At 59.6% G+C, this 18,195-nt stretch carries 10 protein-coding genes and 2 pseudogenes; 5 read left to right on the forward strand and 7 right to left on the reverse strand.

What is annotated here, in order from left to right; translation table 11 throughout:
* Nucleotides 1-3: 3 nt before the first annotated feature.
* The 3 genes from NLM31_RS06785 to NLM31_RS06795 all read right to left on the reverse strand — a co-directional run bounded on the left by NLM31_RS06785 (nucleotide 4) and on the right by NLM31_RS06795 (nucleotide 9,704).
* Complete coding sequence (locus tag NLM31_RS06785; RefSeq protein WP_254191827.1) at nucleotides 4-8,073, reverse strand: shikimate kinase; 8,070 nt, start codon at nucleotides 8,071-8,073, stop codon at nucleotides 4-6.
* Nucleotides 8,074-8,117: 44 nt separating this feature from the next.
* Nucleotides 8,118-8,600, reverse strand: coding sequence for a hypothetical protein (locus NLM31_RS06790; RefSeq protein WP_254191828.1), 483 nt, complete (start codon nucleotides 8,598-8,600; stop codon nucleotides 8,118-8,120).
* A gap of 909 nt (nucleotides 8,601-9,509) precedes the next feature.
* Nucleotides 9,510-9,704 carry a hypothetical protein gene (locus tag NLM31_RS06795; RefSeq protein WP_254128561.1) on the reverse strand — a complete coding sequence of 65 codons (195 nt, stop codon included), beginning with the start codon at nucleotides 9,702-9,704 and terminating at the stop codon, nucleotides 9,510-9,512.
* A 15-nt stretch (nucleotides 9,705-9,719) separates the two neighbouring features.
* On the opposite strand from NLM31_RS06795, the gene NLM31_RS06800 reads away from it, so the two are divergent.
* The gene (locus tag NLM31_RS06800; protein WP_254128560.1) at nucleotides 9,720-9,878 is read left to right on the forward strand and encodes a hypothetical protein; all 159 of its coding nucleotides are present in this window, start codon (nucleotides 9,720-9,722) and stop codon (nucleotides 9,876-9,878) included.
* Nucleotides 9,879-9,994: 116 nt separating this feature from the next.
* Here the strand turns inward: NLM31_RS06800 and NLM31_RS06805 are convergent, their stop codons facing one another.
* Complete coding sequence (locus NLM31_RS06805; protein WP_254128559.1) at nucleotides 9,995-10,480, reverse strand: transposase DNA-binding-containing protein; 486 nt, start codon at nucleotides 10,478-10,480, stop codon at nucleotides 9,995-9,997.
* Between the two features lie 1,085 nt (nucleotides 10,481-11,565).
* Between NLM31_RS06805 and NLM31_RS06810 the strand changes: the two genes are divergently transcribed.
* The 3 genes from NLM31_RS06810 to NLM31_RS06820 all read left to right on the forward strand — a co-directional run bounded on the left by NLM31_RS06810 (nucleotide 11,566) and on the right by NLM31_RS06820 (nucleotide 13,679).
* Complete coding sequence (locus NLM31_RS06810; protein ID WP_254128558.1) at nucleotides 11,566-12,303, forward strand: type IV toxin-antitoxin system AbiEi family antitoxin domain-containing protein; 738 nt, start codon at nucleotides 11,566-11,568, stop codon at nucleotides 12,301-12,303.
* Nucleotides 12,300-13,214, forward strand: coding sequence for a nucleotidyl transferase AbiEii/AbiGii toxin family protein (locus NLM31_RS06815; RefSeq protein WP_254128557.1), 915 nt, complete (start codon nucleotides 12,300-12,302; stop codon nucleotides 13,212-13,214). Before NLM31_RS06810 ends, NLM31_RS06815 begins: the two co-directional genes overlap by 4 nt.
* 117 nt (nucleotides 13,215-13,331) lie before the next feature.
* Nucleotides 13,332-13,679, forward strand: coding sequence for a transcriptional regulator (locus tag NLM31_RS06820; protein WP_254128556.1), 348 nt, complete (start codon nucleotides 13,332-13,334; stop codon nucleotides 13,677-13,679).
* Here the strand turns inward: NLM31_RS06820 and NLM31_RS06825 are convergent.
* The 3 genes and pseudogenes from NLM31_RS06825 to NLM31_RS06835 form a co-directional block, all read right to left on the reverse strand.
* Nucleotides 13,637-14,392, reverse strand: a complete 756-nt coding sequence (locus tag NLM31_RS06825; RefSeq protein WP_254191829.1) for a S1/P1 nuclease — start codon at nucleotides 14,390-14,392, stop codon at nucleotides 13,637-13,639. The genes NLM31_RS06820 and NLM31_RS06825 overlap by 43 nt on opposite strands.
* A gap of 316 nt (nucleotides 14,393-14,708) precedes the next feature.
* Nucleotides 14,709-14,852: pseudogene (locus NLM31_RS06830) on the reverse strand (transposase domain-containing protein); the annotation flags it as partial.
* A 17-nt stretch (nucleotides 14,853-14,869) separates the two neighbouring features.
* Nucleotides 14,870-16,099, reverse strand: a complete 1,230-nt coding sequence (locus NLM31_RS06835) for a Fic family protein (protein ID WP_254128552.1) — start codon at nucleotides 16,097-16,099, stop codon at nucleotides 14,870-14,872.
* A gap of 852 nt (nucleotides 16,100-16,951) precedes the next feature.
* Here NLM31_RS06835 and NLM31_RS06840 point away from each other — a divergent pair.
* A pseudogene (locus NLM31_RS06840) lies at nucleotides 16,952-17,925 on the forward strand (ISNCY family transposase); the annotation flags it as partial.
* Between the last annotated feature and the right edge of the window lie 270 nt (nucleotides 17,926-18,195).

The raw sequence follows: 18,195 nt of genomic DNA on the forward strand, positions 1-18,195 counted from the left end.
AGGTCAAGACGGCGCTCCCATGACATTGGCCGGTGTCCGGTCCGCGCCGCGCTCGCCGCAAAGATGTGCATGCAGCGCGGCCACGCATTGATCCGCGTTCTTGTTGTCACGCTTTTGGCCCGGGACGATCGTGAGATCGGCAAGTTGATAGAACGGCGCGCGCTCGCGGATCAGTTGCGTGATCTTGTCCGCTCGGTCCTCGGTCTGCAACAGCGGTCGGGCGGTGTCACGCCTAAGGCGTCTCTTGATTTCGCCTGCGTCCGTATTGAGCCAGATCGAAACCCCCTTCTCGGCGACGCAGCGCCGCGTCTCCTCGCGCATGAACGCGCCGTCACCGATGGCGAACACCGCCGGCCCTCGCTCGAGAAACTCCGCGATCAACCTCGCCTCGAGGTCCCTAAAATGCCGCTCCCCTTTGGTTGCAAAAATATCCGCTATCGACAGACGAGCCATTGTCTCGATTTTCTTGTCGGAATCGATGAAAGGCAACCCCAGCCGTCGCGCAAGATGTGAGCCGATAGCGGATTTGCCGGCACCCGGCATGCCGACGAGCACGACCGGCCGCGCGCCCAGGGCGCCAACGACCTCTCTTGCGATCGCGGAGTGTGCCGTACGGCCCGGCGGCGACTTTTGCAACCGGCGAACGAGGCTGGTACCGGCTGTACCACCCGCGTCGGCTTCCCAATGCGGGATTGATGTGGCTCCTTCGGGAACGACAACCTTGCTGCAGGCCTGTCGTACGCGCTCCAAGAGTGGCTCGGCCATTGACTGGTCCGAGGGCTCTCGGCTCGTTCGCTGCCCCTCCTGCAGCTTCTGCAGCTCCTTGTAAGTGTCGTGATTGATGATCTTGGCGGTGTAACTGTCTGCCGTGTGGAACTCCACCTCGAAGCGGTAGCCGCTGGTCGTGGCGAAGACAGTCTTGATGCCGACGAAGGTCGGTGATCTGGCTTTGAACCAATTGGTCGTACTGACCTCAGCACAGCCGCTCTCGTCAAAGGCTAGAATGGCCTTCTTGACGGCACGCGTAAAATCCCGATCAGGGAGCTCGAGGACGTGGCGTACAGCGTTGCTGATCAGCTGAACGCTGGCCTCAGACGGGGCCTGCATGCCGGCGAGTTGGTCTGTCATCGAGCTTTCTGATCTCAAACGCTCAGCGAGATGGGGCATCTTCACCTCTATGTTAGCCCGTCTGAGGGCTTCGGCGACCGAGCCCACCATAGCGGTAATGCTGTTCTCTTCGGCCTGAGCGCGGGAAGCCTCCATTTGGGCGCGCTGTGCAGCCTGCTCACGTGTCAACGTGATCGTCGTCGCGGAATCATCGGCAGCAAGCTCTCGGCGCGAGGGTTCAGGCAGAATGCCTTGCTCGGCTGCAAGCTTGATCGAGACTTGCATAACTGAAGCCGCCAGCGTTGGATTGTCCTTGAGATCGTCCAAGGTGGCATCAACATCGAACTGACCCTGGTTGAGGGCAGCCGCGACGCTCTTGGCGTAAGGCACTGATTTCAACCCCGGTGTCTGTTGCAGCAGACGCTGAAGATACCCGCTCTTGATCATAAAGGTGTGGGCACCGGTGTCGGATTTATAGGCGTCAGTCCCGACCTTGATACCGAGGCTCAGTAGATTGCTTGCACTTTGGACGAGATCGTGCGGATTGTAACCATCCGGCCGCGGGTCGATGCGCACGGGGTAACGATCGACGATAAGCTGGATACGGTCGCGTGGCTGAGCCGTTGCCGGATAGACCTCCGCCAGCTCCGGGAACAGCTCGCAGAGCGGTTGGCTCAAGGCGAGCTGTGTCTCACTCACGCTGGCCGCTGTTTCGGGCACCAGTTGTCCGGGCAGGGCTTGCTCATCCAGCCTTTCGGTCCATGCCTCGAGCTCGGTGACGAGCAACTCGGCCATTTCGCGCGCGACCGGATGGTCTGCCAGCTCGATCTCGTGCCGCGCCTTCTTGAGTTTGTCCTGGACGTCCTGAACACTGACTTGCTCCTGTTCCAAGAGGTCTCCGATTCCTCGCTTGAGCTCTTGGTGAACGCCTTCATAGGTGCCGAAGATGGCACGCTCGGCAAACCACTGTCGGGCCTCATTGGATTGAGCCAGAAAGCCTCGCTGCAGGCCGGTGTATATTTCAAGAACATTCCGCGTGGCGGCGAGGATCTGACTGGCGCGACCGAACTTGTAATGACCGTCCTCAATCGCTGGGGTATGCGACTTTGGCGGCTTGAGCGAGCGCAATCCGCGAGCTTGCTCCTCTTGATCGAATTGCCCGACATGCTCGTAAAGCTGCGGCCGGTCGCCGATGATGAGAAGGCTATCCCCGTCGAAGTCGCCGTCAAGCTTCTTCTGTTCATCGGGCGGCACGGCAACCACCGAGCCTGAGGCAAACAATTCAGTCGCCTGGAGGATGCCGACACAGTCGATCGCTGTGTCTACTTTTGCGCGGTCTTTGCTCTTGGTCCAGTTCGAATGGCACTTGACGTCCTCGGCAGACATCACCAGCGCCCGGTCGGCGAAGTCGGTCGGCCACATCTCATCCGGCACCACGATCAGAAGCCCTTTTGCGAAGAACGTCGGATCGTTGGCTGCCAACTCCTTCCCCGACTTCTGGGCAACATTAAAACTGTATTGGATGGTCACGCACTGATCGAGGAACGTTGCGGTCGGGTCCACATCAGCAGGCGACCTGACCTGGTCGGGGGCGAGCGGACGCAGGTTAGGCTTGTCATAAGGTGATCGCCCAATCAGCACGCCGCCACCGCTCAACATCCCGCTCTTGAGCGTCGGCACATGAAGACGACCGTCTGCGGACGGGATCGCGATTGCGCCCAGACCATTGATATGTCCGGCGGTCACGGTGCGAAACAGCTCCTCAGATGTCAGCTTATGATCTTTCCGGCTCTCAAGCCAGCTCCTGGCCTTCTCGCGCACCTCATCCGCCACTTGCTCGCTACGGGGATAATGTTGCAGCGCCGAGACCGGCAGGACCGAATGCCTTGCCTCACCATATGCGAGCACCCGGTCAGGGCCTTCCTGTTGGCCGGTGCGACGCACAGCTGGCATAAGGTTGGCTAGCGAGGCCCTGATGAAGCCGCACCCATCATGCGGTCGCAACGCGATAGGGCCGTCTAGCCCCCTCAGCTTGAAGGGATGCTCCTCGTTGGTCGGGCGGTCCGGCAGCAATGCCAATTTGAACGCGCCTTCAAGCGCGTAGTCATGCGGAGATAGATCCTTGATCGCGGGAGGCGCCGCAAAACCCCTGCGCTGAGTGTAATAATAGGCCTCCTTGAAAGGGGCCCAGGCGCGAGACAGCTGCTCGAAGGCGGTGCCCGGTGCGGTTTCGGCATAGGGAATCGCCAGAAGCTTTCCCCCGGTAGGTTTTGCTGGCTCACCTGGAGCACGGGCTGCCACCTGAGACACGGTCAGTCGCGGCGGCTTCAACTTGCTGCCGCCGAACAGGTCCATGCGGTATGGGACTCCGTTGACGTTCACCGTACGCGCCAGCATGAACGCGCTCGGTGTTGCTGGCAGTTGCACCGCGACCACCGGAAGGACTCCGGAGGTCAGGCGATGAAAAATCGAATACCGCATCTCCGGCTCCTTGGCCAGCGGCCGCCCCTGCATGTCCACTACAGGCAGCTGCATCAGTCCCGCGTCACCCTGCGGAGTTCTTGGCGCGTGGTCCATGGATCGCAAGACCTGATGCACGTCGAAGACCGACGCAGGATGTTGCGCCTGGATCGCCGCCGCATCCTGCTCCATGAATAAGTCCAGCGCATCTACGGGACTGTCGGCCTCGATCTGCGCAATCAGATTCCAGCTCATGCTGGAAAGATCGCCTTGAATCAGGTCGCGCGCCCCGGCCAAGATCTCTCTGGTCCCATCGTGCAGCTCTTCCTGCCTGATCCGTAACTCGGGCCTCTTGCCCTCGACATACGGTGACCTGAACAATCTCTCCAGGACTGCACGAGCCTTGAGCGTCTGATAGATCGATAAAGCGGGACAGCGGCTTGCAAGCGGCCCACGGATCCGCTCGGCATCGTTTGCGTTCAGATGCGCCTCGATCTTGTGCTCGACCACAGGTTGGACGTCGTTGAGCAGGTTGAGGGCCTGCCTGCGGTGCCAGCGTAGCGGCCTCTGTGGGCTACGCGCCAGCGGCAGCAGAGCAGCACAGAGATTGCCCATGGTTTCCAGATCGTTCTTGGCCGAAAAGTCAGGGGCTTGACGCAATTCCGACAGCCGATTCAAGCCTGTCGGCGCGAGCAAACCGAGATCATCAACCAGCCGAGCCTTACCTAGCCCCTTGAAAATGGTTGTGATGTGCAGAACGTCTGCCTGTTCCAGACGATCATGATCATAGTACAGGTAGTGGGCGAGCTTGTGCAACCGATCCTTCGGGAGAGCAGCCTCCGTAATCTCCCCACTGTCCTCTGTGCTCATGATCGTTCGCGACAGAGCATTGGCGAGCATACTCAGCTGAGGCGTGGTGAACACACCGAATCGCCACTCTCGAACGCCTAGGCCGCGCGCAATGTCCATCGTGGACTGCCGGCACGCCGCCTCTTCCGGCCATTTGGCGAACCCGTTCACCAAGGTCGCCACTACCTGTGGAGCGAAATCAGCGTGCTGGCGCCGACGGGCTTCCTCGGCGATCGCGGCCGCGGCTTTGCGGCAGTCCTCCTCGTCCGGCCACTTGCTGAAGCCGTTCACCAGACTCGCCAGTCCCTGTGGAGCAAAATCAGAGAGTTCGGCGCGGCGAAGTACCTCGCTCGCGATCGCGAACGTGGCGTCGCGAGAGGCCGACGCTTCCGGCCATTTGCTGAAACCGTTCACCAGGTTCGCTAGCCACTGCGGAGCAAAATCAGAGAGTTCGGCGCGGCGAAGTACCTCGCTCGCGATCGCGAACGTGGCGTCGCGAGGGGCCGGCTCTTCCGGCCATTTGCTGAAACCGTTCACCAGATTAGCAAGCTCCTGGTGGGTAGAATCGCGGAGTCGGACATCGTGGCGAAGAACCTCGTTCGCTATCGCGACTGTGGCTTGCTGAAACGCCGCCTCATCTGGCCACTTGCTGAAGCCGTTCACCAGGTTCGCCAGCTCCTGCGAGGTAAAATCAGAAAACCAGATGTCGCGAGCAAGGACCTCCCGTGCGATTGCGACCGTGCCGCCCCGACACTCCGCCGCTTCCGGCCACTTGCTGAAACCGTTCACCAAATTAGCTAAGTGCTGGTGGCTAAAGTCAGAGAGCCACGCGCCGCGGCGACAAACCTCGTCGGCGATCGCGACTGTGGCTTGGCCAGAGGCCGCCATTTCCGGCCACTTGCTAAAACCGTTCACCAGGTTCGCTAGTCCCTGCGGCGTAAAGTCAGAGAGCTGGCGGCCGGGCACCTCCGCAGCGATTGCGACCGTAGCGTCGCGACAATCTGGAGTTTCCCGCCACTTGCTGAAACCGTTAACCAAATTAGACAGATGCTGATGGTCAAAGTCAGAAAGCGGGGCGCCGCGGCGGAGGATTTCATGCGCTATCGCGACGGCGGCTTGCTGAGACGCCGGCGCTTCTGGCCACTTGCTGAAACCGTTCACCAAGTTCGCCAGTTCATGTGCAGCAAAATCGGAGAGCTGGCGCCCGCGGATCTCCCCAGCGATTGCGACTGTCGCCTCGCGACAACCCGCTGCGTTCGGCCACTTGCTGAAGCCATTCACCAGATTAGTCAGGTGCTGGTGAGTAAAATCACGGAGCTGGGCGCCGCGGCGAAGGACCTCATGCGCGATCGCGTCGGCGGCTCGCTGATTTCTTGCCCCTTCCGGCCACTTGCAGAAACCGTTCACCAGGTTCACCAAGTCCTGGTGATTAAAATCGGAGAGCCCGAACTCGCCGCGCGCGGCGCGACGACGGACCTCACCGGCAATCGCTCCGGTGGTCTGGCGAGACCACTCGTTTTCTGGCCACTTAGTGAAGCCGTTTACCAGGTTTGCTAGGTCTTGCTGACGGAATTCAGAGAGACGGGCACGGCGGTCACGACGGAGCACCTCACTGGCCATCGCGCCTGCTGCTTGACGCGATGGCGCCTCTTCCGGCCACTTGCTGAACCCGTTCACCAATGTCGCCAGCGTCTGTGGAGTAAGATGAGACAACTGGTCGTCGCGGCGAAAGATCTCACTGGCGATTGCGAGCGCGGCGTCGCGACAGTCCGTCCCGTCCGGCCACTTGCTGAAACCATTCACCAGGTTCGTCAGATTTTGGTAATTAAAATCGGACAGTTGGCCGCGGCGGTCAATAACTTCGCCTGCGATCGCGATCGTGGCCTGGTGACAGTCTGCATCGTCCGGGCATTTGCTGAACCCGTTCACCAGGTTCGCCAGTTCCTGCGAAGTAAAATGAAAGAGCCCTTCCTCGTGGGCGCGGCGAGAGAGTTCTGTGGCGATGTTGGCTGTGGCTTGGCGACAGGGTGTCTCTTGCGGCCATTTGCTAAAACCGTTCACCAAATTCGCCAGCCCCTGGCGATCAAAGTCAGAGAGCCCTAACTCGCCGCGAACAGCGCGGCGAGCGACCTCACTGGCGATCGCAACACTCGCTCGGAGAGACGCCACCTCTTCCGGCCACTTGCTGAACCCGTTCACCAATGACGCGAGCGCCTGCTGAGTAAGATGAGAGAGCTGGTCATCGCGGCGACAGATCTCGTTGGCGATTGCCAGTGCGGCGTGGCGACAGTCCGCCCCGTCCGCCCACTTACTGAAGCCATTCACCAGATTCGTTAGATTCTGGTAAGTAAACTCAGACAGTTGGGCGCGGCGGCCAATAACCTCACTGGCGATCGCCACCGCGGCCTGGTGACAGTTCGCATCGTCCGGGCATTTGCTGAACCCATTCACTAGGTTCGCCAGCTCCTGCGGACTAAAATGAGAGAGCCCTTGCTCGGGGGCGCGGCGAGAGAGTTCTGTGGCGATGTTGGCTGTGGCTTGGCGACAGACCGCCTCTTCCGGCCATTTGCTGAAGCCGTTCACCAAGTTCGCCACGTCCTGGTGATTGAAATCAGAGAGCCCACACCCGCGGGCGGCGCGGCGAGCAACTTCACCGGCAATCGCTCCGGTGGCCTGGCGAGACGACGCCTCTTGCGGCCACTTGGTGAAGCCGTTCACCAGGTTCGCCAGTTCCTGCTGACTGAATTCAGAAAGCCGGGCGCGGTGGTCACGACGGAGAACCTCACCGGCTATCGCGCCTGCAGCTTGGCGAGAAGCCCTCTGTTCCGGCCATTTGCTGAAACCGTACACAAGGTTGGGCAGTTCCTGGTGAGTGAATTCAGAGAGCCGGGCACGGCGGTCGCGACGGAGGACCTCGTCCGCGATCCTGACTGCCGCTTGGCAAAAGGCCTCCTCTTCCGGGCATTTGCCGAAACCGTTCACGAGATTCGCCAAGTCCTGGTGATTAAAGGCAGAGAGGCCGAAGTCACTGGAAGCGCGGCGAAGGACCTCACTGGCGAGCGTGGCCATAGCATCGCGGCAATCGGCTGCATGCGGCCACTTGCTGAAACCGTTTACGAGGTTCGCTAAGTTCTGCTGATCAAAATCCGAGAGCCGAAAACGGCGGTCGGCGCGACGACGGACCTCACGGGCGACGGCTTCCGTGCCCTCACGAGTTTCCTCCCGTTGCGCCCACTTGCTGAAACCGTTCACCAGCAACGACAGACCTTGACTATTCAGCGGCCCAAGTGCCCCGTCTTCGTCGCGACAAAATTCGGCGATTCTGATCGTTCCATTGCGGCATGTCCTCGATTGCGGATGCCGACCAAATGATGCAGCCAAAAGCGAAAGAGTTTTTGGCTCGACTTCGTATAACAACGCACCATGACACTGCGACACGCGAGCCGCCATCGCCTTGCAAGCCCCGACACCTTCCTGACCTCCGACCTCGCGACTCACCACGTTGCATACCGTCGCGTAGCCCCACGATTTACCCCGGCGGATATCGTCCTCGAAGCGAGGGACAAATTGACTTCTGAAGTGGGCGGCGGCCTTTCGTACGAATGTCGCATAAATCTCGCCGCCAGCCCTTTGCAGCTGTTTGTCATGGCTAACCACGGCACATGAGAATCCAACGATGTCACGGGCGTAATAAATCGTGTCTAGAGCTGCATTGGATTGTTGTTCTGAGATTGCACTTTGCGTGCTCTGCGTGGCGACGTCATCCGTGCGCCGCCTTTTGGGTTCGCGCTCCAGGCCGGATACGGATTGCCTGCGCGAGGAGGAGGCAATCTGTTGTGAATTTCTGGACTGATCGGCACTTCGGCTCTCGGCGCCGGAACGCGACGGACCTTCTCGCCAATCTGGCGCGACGCGATACGGCAAATAGCGAGAACTTGGATGGTCGTCCCGCAGATGGTCGTCACGCGCATCAACGGTGCGGTCGGCCCATGCGCCGCATCGGACATTGCTACGTCGGACATTGCTAGCCGAAGGCGGCCTTTGAGCGGATGGCGCTTGAGCGGGTGGCGCTCCCAAATTTCGATTTTCGGTGCGCAAGCCTTGCACGACAGAACTGAACGTCGGGCCATCGCTTTCGCCGCCAACATCTGACGCTGCACTGGTCCAGTGCGCTTCTTGTTCACTGGATGCATTCCCAGGTCGGTCAACTCGAGTCAAAATTCGCCCTCCCGACAAGCGAGAATTGGCCGATCAGAAAGTTTGGCGCACACGCGGTCCAGCCGCGACAGCCTCAACGATTTTGTTTCGACAGCCGATCAGAAAGGAGCCTTTTACGCTGCGCCGACGAGACGTGGCTCGCCACACCCGAAAAGCGCAGACCATTTCTGCACAATTGATCGAAGTGTAGCATCGAAGATATCCACTTCAACTGACGTGAACCTGACCTGCGCACAGCCGGCAATCCGGAGTGGTGTTGCATTCGCCCAACTAAAGCCACTCGTCCGGAAGCCACTCGTCCGGGAGTTGCGAAGGCAAGATCGAGACAGGTGTGGCGCGGTGATCTTGGCTTTTCCCCTCCGCGACGTTGATGCGAGTAGGAACGGCGGTCCAAGTAGCTAATCGAGCAAGAGCTGGTCGAGTGCCAAGCGCGTAGATTGGTGTTCTCGAAGAACTTCGTCGGCACGGCTTCTTCGCCGGGTGCCAAAGGCTCTCGATGAGCAGCTCGCGTCGGAGACTGGCCGGCCGTTCCATCCGTCGTCCGCCCGCGAATATCCTACTGGCACCTATCGACAGCGCTTCGCGTGCCTCCGGCCGCGTCGTGAATCGAGGACGGGTCTCGGCTTGGACCATCTGATGTCCGCACCAGCTCCGCCATCGACGTCGCGTTGGTGGCCGAGCCAAATACAAGCTGGAGTGGCAGGTCGCCGCAGACGCTCAGCAGTTCGCAATTTCGACTCCTCCGCCTTGCAGCCCGATTTGAGGATCTTATAGATGACTTCGATCTTCCACCTCAACGCGTATCATCCGAGTGTCTCAATAGCGTCCTTGCGCGATTGGATCGGGAGATCAGTGAGGAGCTTCCAGTCGATCTTCTATCGCCGCTTCGGCGTTCCCCGCTCTTGAGCATGGATCACGGTTAGAGTGAGTGCGGGATATTTCTTCTGCTTGCCGACCGGCGGCAGAATTCGAAGCTTGCGGAAACGAATTTCGAGAAGCGCTTCATCCGGATCGCCTTTGTCGTCCTTGACTTTGATCCGATGTAGGCCTTTGACCGTAACCTCGTCCATTTCGTCGGCAATTGTATGATTGCCGTCTCCGGCAAGCCGATCAACACAGGTTCGCACCAGGAAATGCGTTCCAACCTCCTCGGCGAGGAAAAACAGTTCATAGATGTCGCTCTCGCGATCACCGATATGAACGCATCGTCCAGGGACCGCGAGAAGGTCGGTCGATTACCGTAAATTCTCCAGCCAGCGGATGCTCTCCTTCTGCTCGGTCGGAACAAGTGTCGGATTGATCTTTCGCTTCAGCGCCGTCGTCCCCTTGAACTTCTTGCGTGTCCAGAACTTGATTGCCGTCAGTCGAGATGGAGCCCCTCGGTCGTCCAGGTGAGGCTCGAGTGCATCAGGATGCCGCACTGTGTACGCACCGCTGTAGGACCTCCTCCGTGTGTTCCAAGGCTGGTCAAGCCCCTAGAGCCAATCAGTTCCGGTCTGTCGCGCTTGAAGCTGAATTCCGTCGTGTCATGGAGCACGAGGATCGGCCCCTCCGTCGTCGTCACGCGACCGCGCGTCGCCTCGAAATGACCGCAAAGAATATCCGCCTCGTTGGACAAGAAGCGATAGGCGGTCTTGGTGTTGGCCCAATCCTGACAAGCCAGCAGGATGCTTTGACCCATGTCGCTCCCGATTTGTGCGAGCAGTTTGCCGAACCGGCGGTCAAGCGACTCATCCTTAAAGTCACATCCCGCAACTTCCCGTTCAACCAACGTCTTGATACCGGTCCTCGATCGCGGAGCACGCGCCTTCGCGCGCTCCTTCAATACCAAGCCGATCGGGCACACCGCGCCTCCGAATCAGGTGCTCAATAAGGAATCACGACAGATTCTGCCGATTCAAGAATTTGTCCCGGGAGCGCCGTCTAAATCGGCGGTCAACTGTGGGTCATTGAAAGGTCTCTTTGCCGCTTACCAATATGCCGATATGGCGGACGAAACGGTGCCGACGTTGGCGACGAAGCGCCTGAGCCCACATACGGTTCGGCACATAACGGCCGTGCACCTGCTGCGCGCCGGCGTCGGCGTCAACACGATCCACGCTTGGCGGGGCACGCGTCATTGGACACCACGCAGATCTATGCTGAAGTCGACCTGGAGATGAATGCAGAGGCGTTGGCCAGGGTCGATATCAGCAGCCTGAGGCCGCCGCCTCGGCAACCCTCTCTCCCGTCATTGATGGTATTCCTGAAGGCCCTATAGGCCGAAAGGTCACATTCTTATGTTGCGGAGCGAGCCGAGGAGGTTGACGAAATCCTTTGCTCGCTCGACCATTGCCGGAATGGCGACGGCATCGCGGCGATCCGTGGAGATTTATTCGCGAAGAGAACTTGAGACGCGCCGAAGTCGATCAGTCGCCGGATGATCGCCTCCTCAAAGCCGCCGAAGCCCTCGCATGGCGTGAGGAGGACGATGAGATCGCCGCAACGATGCTTGGTCGCCGCTGCTCAACGCGGCCGCCGTACTTGCGTGGCGAAGGACGACACCAGTAAGAAAATGCCATAACGGCTTTTCTGCCGTCATCAACGGCAAGGATGCTACCTGCGACGCTTTCGATGTGGCCGCCGCCAAATCAATCGCATGGCCCGCGGCGAGCTGTCCCAGTTTTTCGGCAAGAAGGTCATCCTCGACCGCAAGGGCGGCTCAATCCCTTCGCGGGAGGATTTCTGGATAGGTGCTCCCCTAATCTCGACGCTCACGCATTTGGACGGCTTGGCCTAATTATCTGATCGAGCGCCTGACGATGTCTGCTTCCCTTTCCGCACCCCAGGCAGGCTCACCGTTTAGAAAAGGATAGATTATCGTAATTTAGCTACGATCCACGACTCGAATCTAAACTTGCCGATTTTTGGAATTGTTCCTAATATCGTAGTATGGCTACGACTCAAAGAGATAAGCTAAACCGGCTCTATTCCCATCTGGCACCGGGGACGCCGCTGATCTCCGAGGACCTCGCCGCACTTGGAATATCGGCGGATCTGGCCGTCCATTATGTCCGGGCGGGCTGGTTGGAGCGGCTGGCGCGTGGAGTCTATTGCCGCCCCAACGATCCGCCAGCATTGCATCCGAGCCTGGCGTTGCTGCAGCGAAGCTTTGAAGGCCTGCATGTCGGCGGCAAGTCTGCGCTTGACTGGCACGGCATCCGCCACTACGTGGCCCAGCAACCCGTCCTTCATCTCTATGGCTGGAAGGCGGGGCGTCTCCCCGAGTGGTTCATCCAGCGCTTTCCAGCCGAGTATCACCGCAAGCGGCTGTTCGAGGAGCGCCCCGACGCGCTCCTGCAGGTCCGGCCCTTCGAGAACCGCAAAGGCGCACCATTCGTCTCGGCACCGGAGCGCGCACTACTGGAGGTTCTGAGCGAAGTTGGCGTTCGTCAGCCGCTGCAAGAAGCGCGCGAACTGGTCGAGAGCAGCTACAGCTTGCGCGCCGACGTGCTCGGCGACCTGCTCAAGAGATGCGCCAGCGTCAAGACCGTGCGCCTCTGCCTGCAGCTCGGACACGAGCTTTCCCTGCCGTGGATGGGTAAGCTCGATCCATCCCAGTTGCCTAAGGGCAGCGATCGGCGATGGGTGTCGCGCTCGGCTGACGGGCTTCTGGTGCTCAAGCCATGAATCAGACCTATCTCGACAGCGCCCGATTGCTGACGCGAGTCGCGCCGCTGGTGCTCGTCGATGACACCTTCGCGCTCAAGGGCGGCACAGCGATCAACCTCTTCGTTCGCGACATGCCGCGGCTCTCGGTCGATCTCGACCTGGTCTTTCCCGATCACACGCTGCCGCGCGACGAGGCGCCCAAGCGCATCAACGAAGCCATTCGCCAATCCGTTGCACGCCTGACCAAGCGCGGCTTTCGAACCCATGCGCCCGCTTCGACAGATGCAGGCGAGACCAAGCTGTTGGTGCGACAGGGTGCCATCGAGGTCAAGATTGAGGTCAATTTCGTTATGCGCGGCACCGTCAACGCGGTGCGCGTGGCGTCGCTGACGCAGAATGCGCGCGACACGCTGCAGGCGGATCTCGAAATCCCGGTCGTTTCGCTCGAGGACGTGTATGGCGGCAAGCTCGTCGCTGCGATGGACCGCCAGCATCCCCGCGATCTGTTCGACGTCATGCAGCTCTTCGCCCACGAGGGGATCACGGCCGCCATCCGCCGTGCCTTCGTCATTTACCTCGCGAGCCATAACCGGCCTGTGCATGAGGTGCTGTTTCCGTCCCTGCGCGACATCCGCCAGGAGTTTGAGCACAATTTCATCGGCATGACCGCCGAGCCCGTCGAGCTCGGCGCGCTGCTGGCCGCGCGCGAGCGAATGGCGCACGAACTCCAGCAGGAGCTGACGGCGGATGAGCGCCGGTTCCTGTTGTCATTGGTCGCTGCTGAGCCAGAATGGAACCTGCTGGGCATCCCGCATCTGGAGCAACTCCCGGGCGTCCGGTGGAAGCTGCAAAACCTCGAGCGATTGCGGAAGGCCAATACCCAAAAATTCGCCGAGCAGTCAGACGTGCTCGCGCGACTATTGGAATAAGTTTTGGACTTGACCAATAGCTTGGTCGGTCAAATTGTCCGAGACCTAAATACGTTTCGTGGGCTGGAGCAGCTGCTGGCGGATTTTTGGCGCGACGTGAATAAACGGAGATAGAGCATGCGGACGGTTATCCTGGGCGTCGAGACACAAAGCGACCTGACGCGCCGCATCCTGGCGACTGCGCACGGGCAGCGTAAGGCTGGGGACGATCGAATTTCATTCGAGAGCGTCAGCAACCTTTGGCGGGTGCTGGCGCCCAAGCGTATGGAGATCGTGCGCGTTATGACCGGAGCCGGCCCGTTGACGATCCGAGAAGTTGCGCGTCGGGTCGACCGTGACTTTAAGGGGGTTCACTCCGACGTGACGCTGCTACTGGGCGCAGGGATTTTGGAGCGAACGGAAAGTGGGGGCGTGGAATTTCCCTATGACCGCGTGCATGTTGAGTTCGACATGATGGCGGCGTGACGTCGCTGCCTATCGCTACTGTCACCAGTACACATGTGAGATGTATAGGAGGGCACTGCGAGGAACTGATGACGTCGTTCAGGTACCGCGCCAAGCCGTAAGCCGGCGAAGCCAAGTTGTTGTGTTAAGAGTGGTGTGGCCCGATCATAGTAAGCTTGGTCCAGTGTATCACCATCGACCCAGATATTACCGGCGATCGCTTCATTGTGCGCATCCTCCGCCCACATGACCGGATTGTCCTTCGTGTCATTCTTCGCGACATCGCTGGTCAGCCAGCCTGCCTCAAGATCATCGACGAAAGTCGGCCAATTGTACTCCATCGTGCGTATCAGCGTCGTGTCCCACATCTTGTGAAGATTGTCGGGAGGCGTCGAGCAGTGGTCCGCCGTGCAGGTCTTGCCCTTGAACTGGATCACCTTAATGGCAATCCCGTTGCCGCCGCTGCTTTCCCAGATCGTGTGAAACGGCTGATGAATGTCGCCGACGAAGTGAGCGGCGAACTTGAGGGCTCGAAGCTGTTGATCGCCGGCGGTGCAACGCAGTTCATTCTTTAAAGCGCCCAGCGCATCCCGCGCCTCCTTCGGCAGCTCCCGCCACTCTGGAACCCCAACGGCGCTGTGCGTGATGCCACCTGCGAACAGGTCCATCTGATGCATGCCGAACAGCCGGTTGCGCCGAACCGGGTTCGCCGGTATCGCCGTCCTGCTTGCCATGAGCCTCTCCCGCTTCTGGTCGTGAGAGACTCCGCATGCACCGGAAATCGGTTCATTCAATGATGATGCCGGGCTCTTGACCACTGAATCGCGTTGAGCGCTTCCAGGCTGACAAGGGGCTCTGCCGTTAGGCTGCAACCCCGAACACATGCCGCGCGGTCGAACATCCAGGATGGGATCTCCAGAAAACGCTGCGTCTCCGATCTATCCAGCGTGCAGCGGAAAACAACGCCGTCCGCCTTGTCGATCACGGCATGGTCGAAAACGTACGCATTCGGCCAGCACCCCGGGCGGACGCGCCGGCCTGCCGTGGCGCTCAGGCGGCAGCCGCTTTGGACTGTCGGGTCGCCTTCCAATTCCACTGAAGCAGGTCGGCGCCTCTGTTGACAGGGTAATCTGGAAGTCTGGCCAGCACGTCAGCGAGCCAGGCTTGCGGATCGACGTCGTTCATCTTGCAGGTTTATGCGGCCCGCCGAACTATGCCGAACGGGTCCGGTATGGCACGTCGGGCGCCGCTTCTCGAAGCGCAGCCTCCATGCCTTGAACTGTTTCTCGTACGACATCCTCAATCTGAATTTCCCCAACCCCTAAGAACACGGCCGGGGCGCGGCTAGCTGGTCCAATCGGCGGTGACGGCGGTAGTCCGTGCCGCAAAAGCACCCAGTCCATTGCCAAGCGAGCGGTTCGTCCGTTGCCATCCTCAAAGGGATGCAGACTGGCCAGCCGCTGATGGACCTCAGCCGCGAACTCCACCACAGCCATCGGATCACTGGATGTCAAGTCACGCTCGTTGCCTGCGGCCCAATCGGCGAAAGCGGCCATTTCTTTGGAAAGTGTTTGAGGTGGCGGATATCTCTTGGCAGTCCAAGTATTCTCGTCTGCAGCCTGCACAAGCACCTTTCGCAGAGCGCCGATGTGCGTAGCCTCATCCGCATTTCCCAGCAATATACGATTTAGTTCAAAAATGCCTTCTTTCGTGAATGGAGAATTCTTCTTCGCCCACTCCTGCACTTTGGCTGCAGCATGCTGCCATAAAGAAGCGATTTCATGATTCTCCGCCAATGTTGTTGAGGCGGAACACCGCAGCTTGTCAATGCGGAAGCACGCATCGGCGGATAACTCACTTCCGACTTGACTCCATCTGCGTTTTATTTCCTCACATGTTCTAGACAAAGACAAGCGCTCCGGATGCTCTAACGCCGGAGGCCGGAATATCCGGGACATGAGTGCCAGCTGAGTCCCTGTAACGTAGACCGCCAAATTTCTAAGGTTCATGTCGGGAAGATTGCTCAATTTACTATTTGATGCCAAATCTAACGTCGAAAGATTTTGAAGATTTCCCAGTGTGCTGGGTAGCAGTCGCAGTTTGCAGCCTGCCAAGCTAAGGTTCTCAAGCGCTTCGCAGTCGCCTATTTCATCCGGCAGTCCACGTAATGAGTTGAAGGATAGTGAAAGCGTGGTTAGGTTCTTTAGCATCCCAATACTATGAGGCAGCTCGACAATTGAGCAAAGGTCCGCAATGAGCTCCGTCAAATGCTTGCACTGCGAAATTTCGTTGGGCAAATGGGTGAGCGCGGCGTTCTCCGAAATATCCAAGCGGCGCAGGTGATGAATCCGATTGAGCCCAGGGGGCAGCTGGGACAAATTCAGGTCACTTAAATCTAAGTCCGTCCCACCTTCGTCAAAACAGCGCAGGACATGATGCATGGCCGCTTGCCTTTGCTCGCGTGATTGCGACGCGCTTGCTTCATCTGACGTCGATGGAGCGCAACACAGTTTGCTGCGAAAGAATGCCGACTTGTTTTTCGTGGGTGCTTGATTGCACCACGCTTGAAGTTCCGAGCGCAATGCGCCGGACGATTCCGCTTGATCCATCTGCCGGCCAGAACTGGCTCGCGACATACTTGAGTGTACGTCGTCCTGAGCGCCCCCTGAATGTTGCGTCGCTTGATCATCACTTAGCTCCATGCCCGCAATCGTTTCTGCAAAGCGAACGGCATCTTCTGAGTCTCTCGAGTCATCCGCCTCGCTAGCGCTTGTGGACTGCGTGGATGAGGCAACCATTCGACCGTACATCAGATTCCTCGCCTATCGCCAAAATTGCACGTTGTCGAGCGAGAGCCTATGCAGATTAGCTGACCTTAACCTGACGCACAGGCGCCAAGCATGTGTCCGCGCTTACATGCGACGGCTTGGTTATCGCAATAATTCAAGCGCCCGCTTCACCGACTCTGAGCGGCGATCAGCGAGGGGCGCGACTGCTGGGGACGATGCCATTTGACTATTGCTCAGTCGGCTGATCAGTCAAAGGGAGGCTGGACGGCCAACGGAAATCCCGGCGAACGAGATCTTGCGGTACACTACACAAGGATGGCCTAACGCTGACCGTTATGGGGGCGGTGGTCTGCGGTCGCCCGATCAGGCCGGAGTCGATGCAAAAGCAGCTGACCAGCCGCTCTCCACTTACCTCGGCCACGCCTGCGTGCGTGATGCCTATTGGTATCTCTCCGCCTGCCCCGAGTCGATGGAAGAAGTTATGTGCTTCCACCCGAATTGCCGCGCGGCAGCTTCATCCGGACCCTCGTGCTCACCGACATCGCTACCGGCTGGACGGAGTGCGCTCCTCCGATCGTGCGCGAACAAACGCTTCGAGCACGGCGTCGACGGAATTGCGCAAACAATTGCCCTTTGCGCTGGCCGGCCTCGATACGGACAATGACACCGTGTTCATGAATGAGACGCTGAAGGCATACTGCGATGCGGCCAACATCGTCTTCACGCGTTGCCGGCCCTACCGGAAGAACGACCAGGCCTTCGTCGAGCAGAAGAACGGCGCCGTCGTGCGCAGGATGGTCGGCTATCGTCGGTTCGAGGGCCTGGAAGCGGCCAAGCTGCTGGCTGAACTCTATCGATCGGCGCGGCTGTTCATGAACTTCTTCCAACCCTCGTTCAAATTGATAGCCAAGCAGCGCGACGGCGCTCGTGTGCGCAAGACATACAGCGCGCCGGCAACGCCACACCAGCGCTTGGCCGCCGACGCCCGCACGCCCGACGCGCTTCGCCACCATCTCCAAGAAATCTATGCCGCTCTCGACCCGGTCGTGTTGTTGCGCGACATCCGCGGCGCGCAGGAACGCCTCGCAGCGCTCGCGGATACCCAGCCAATCGCCCATCCTGCTGCGGCATCGCAATCGATCGATCCCTTCCTGGCAAGCCTACGAACCGCCTGGAAGGACGGAGCTATGCGACCGAAGGATCGGCCAATCGTGAAACCGAAAAGAGGCCGGCGCCGTCCCGACCCGCTCATCCGGGCAACGCCTGATTTGCGAAAATGGTTTGAAGCCGAGCCCTGGCGGACTGGTAGCGAACTGCTCTCCCGGTTGCAGGTGGAATATCCTGGAGCCTATCCGAACAAGCTTCTTCGAACGCTTCAACGTCGGCTTAAATCCTGGCGCAGCGAAAAAGCGAACGCGTTGTTGTTCGTTCCTACGGAGGAAGCGCTGCTGGGGCATGAGGTCACAACAACCCAATGATGTGGCAGACGCCAGCGGAGGAGGCCGGGCGCTCCGAAACCTTGGCCATCTCCGCACCCGGCCTCCTCCTCAATCCAAGCCGGGAGCAAAATAAATGAGGCAACCGATCGCACTCGGGAGCCATCTGCCTGGAGACACGCGTACGGGCCTGAACCGGCTGAACTTGCCGGCACGGGCGGCTGGCAGCGCGGTCTCTCCGCTGTCGTCGGTCGGGCTGTGCTCGGGCGCGATCATCCTGCTCTTCTTTGGACTGGCGCATGACCTCTTCTG

This window comes from Bradyrhizobium sp. CCGUVB4N (assembly GCF_024199945.1).
Lineage (GTDB): Bacteria > Pseudomonadota > Alphaproteobacteria > Rhizobiales > Xanthobacteraceae > Bradyrhizobium.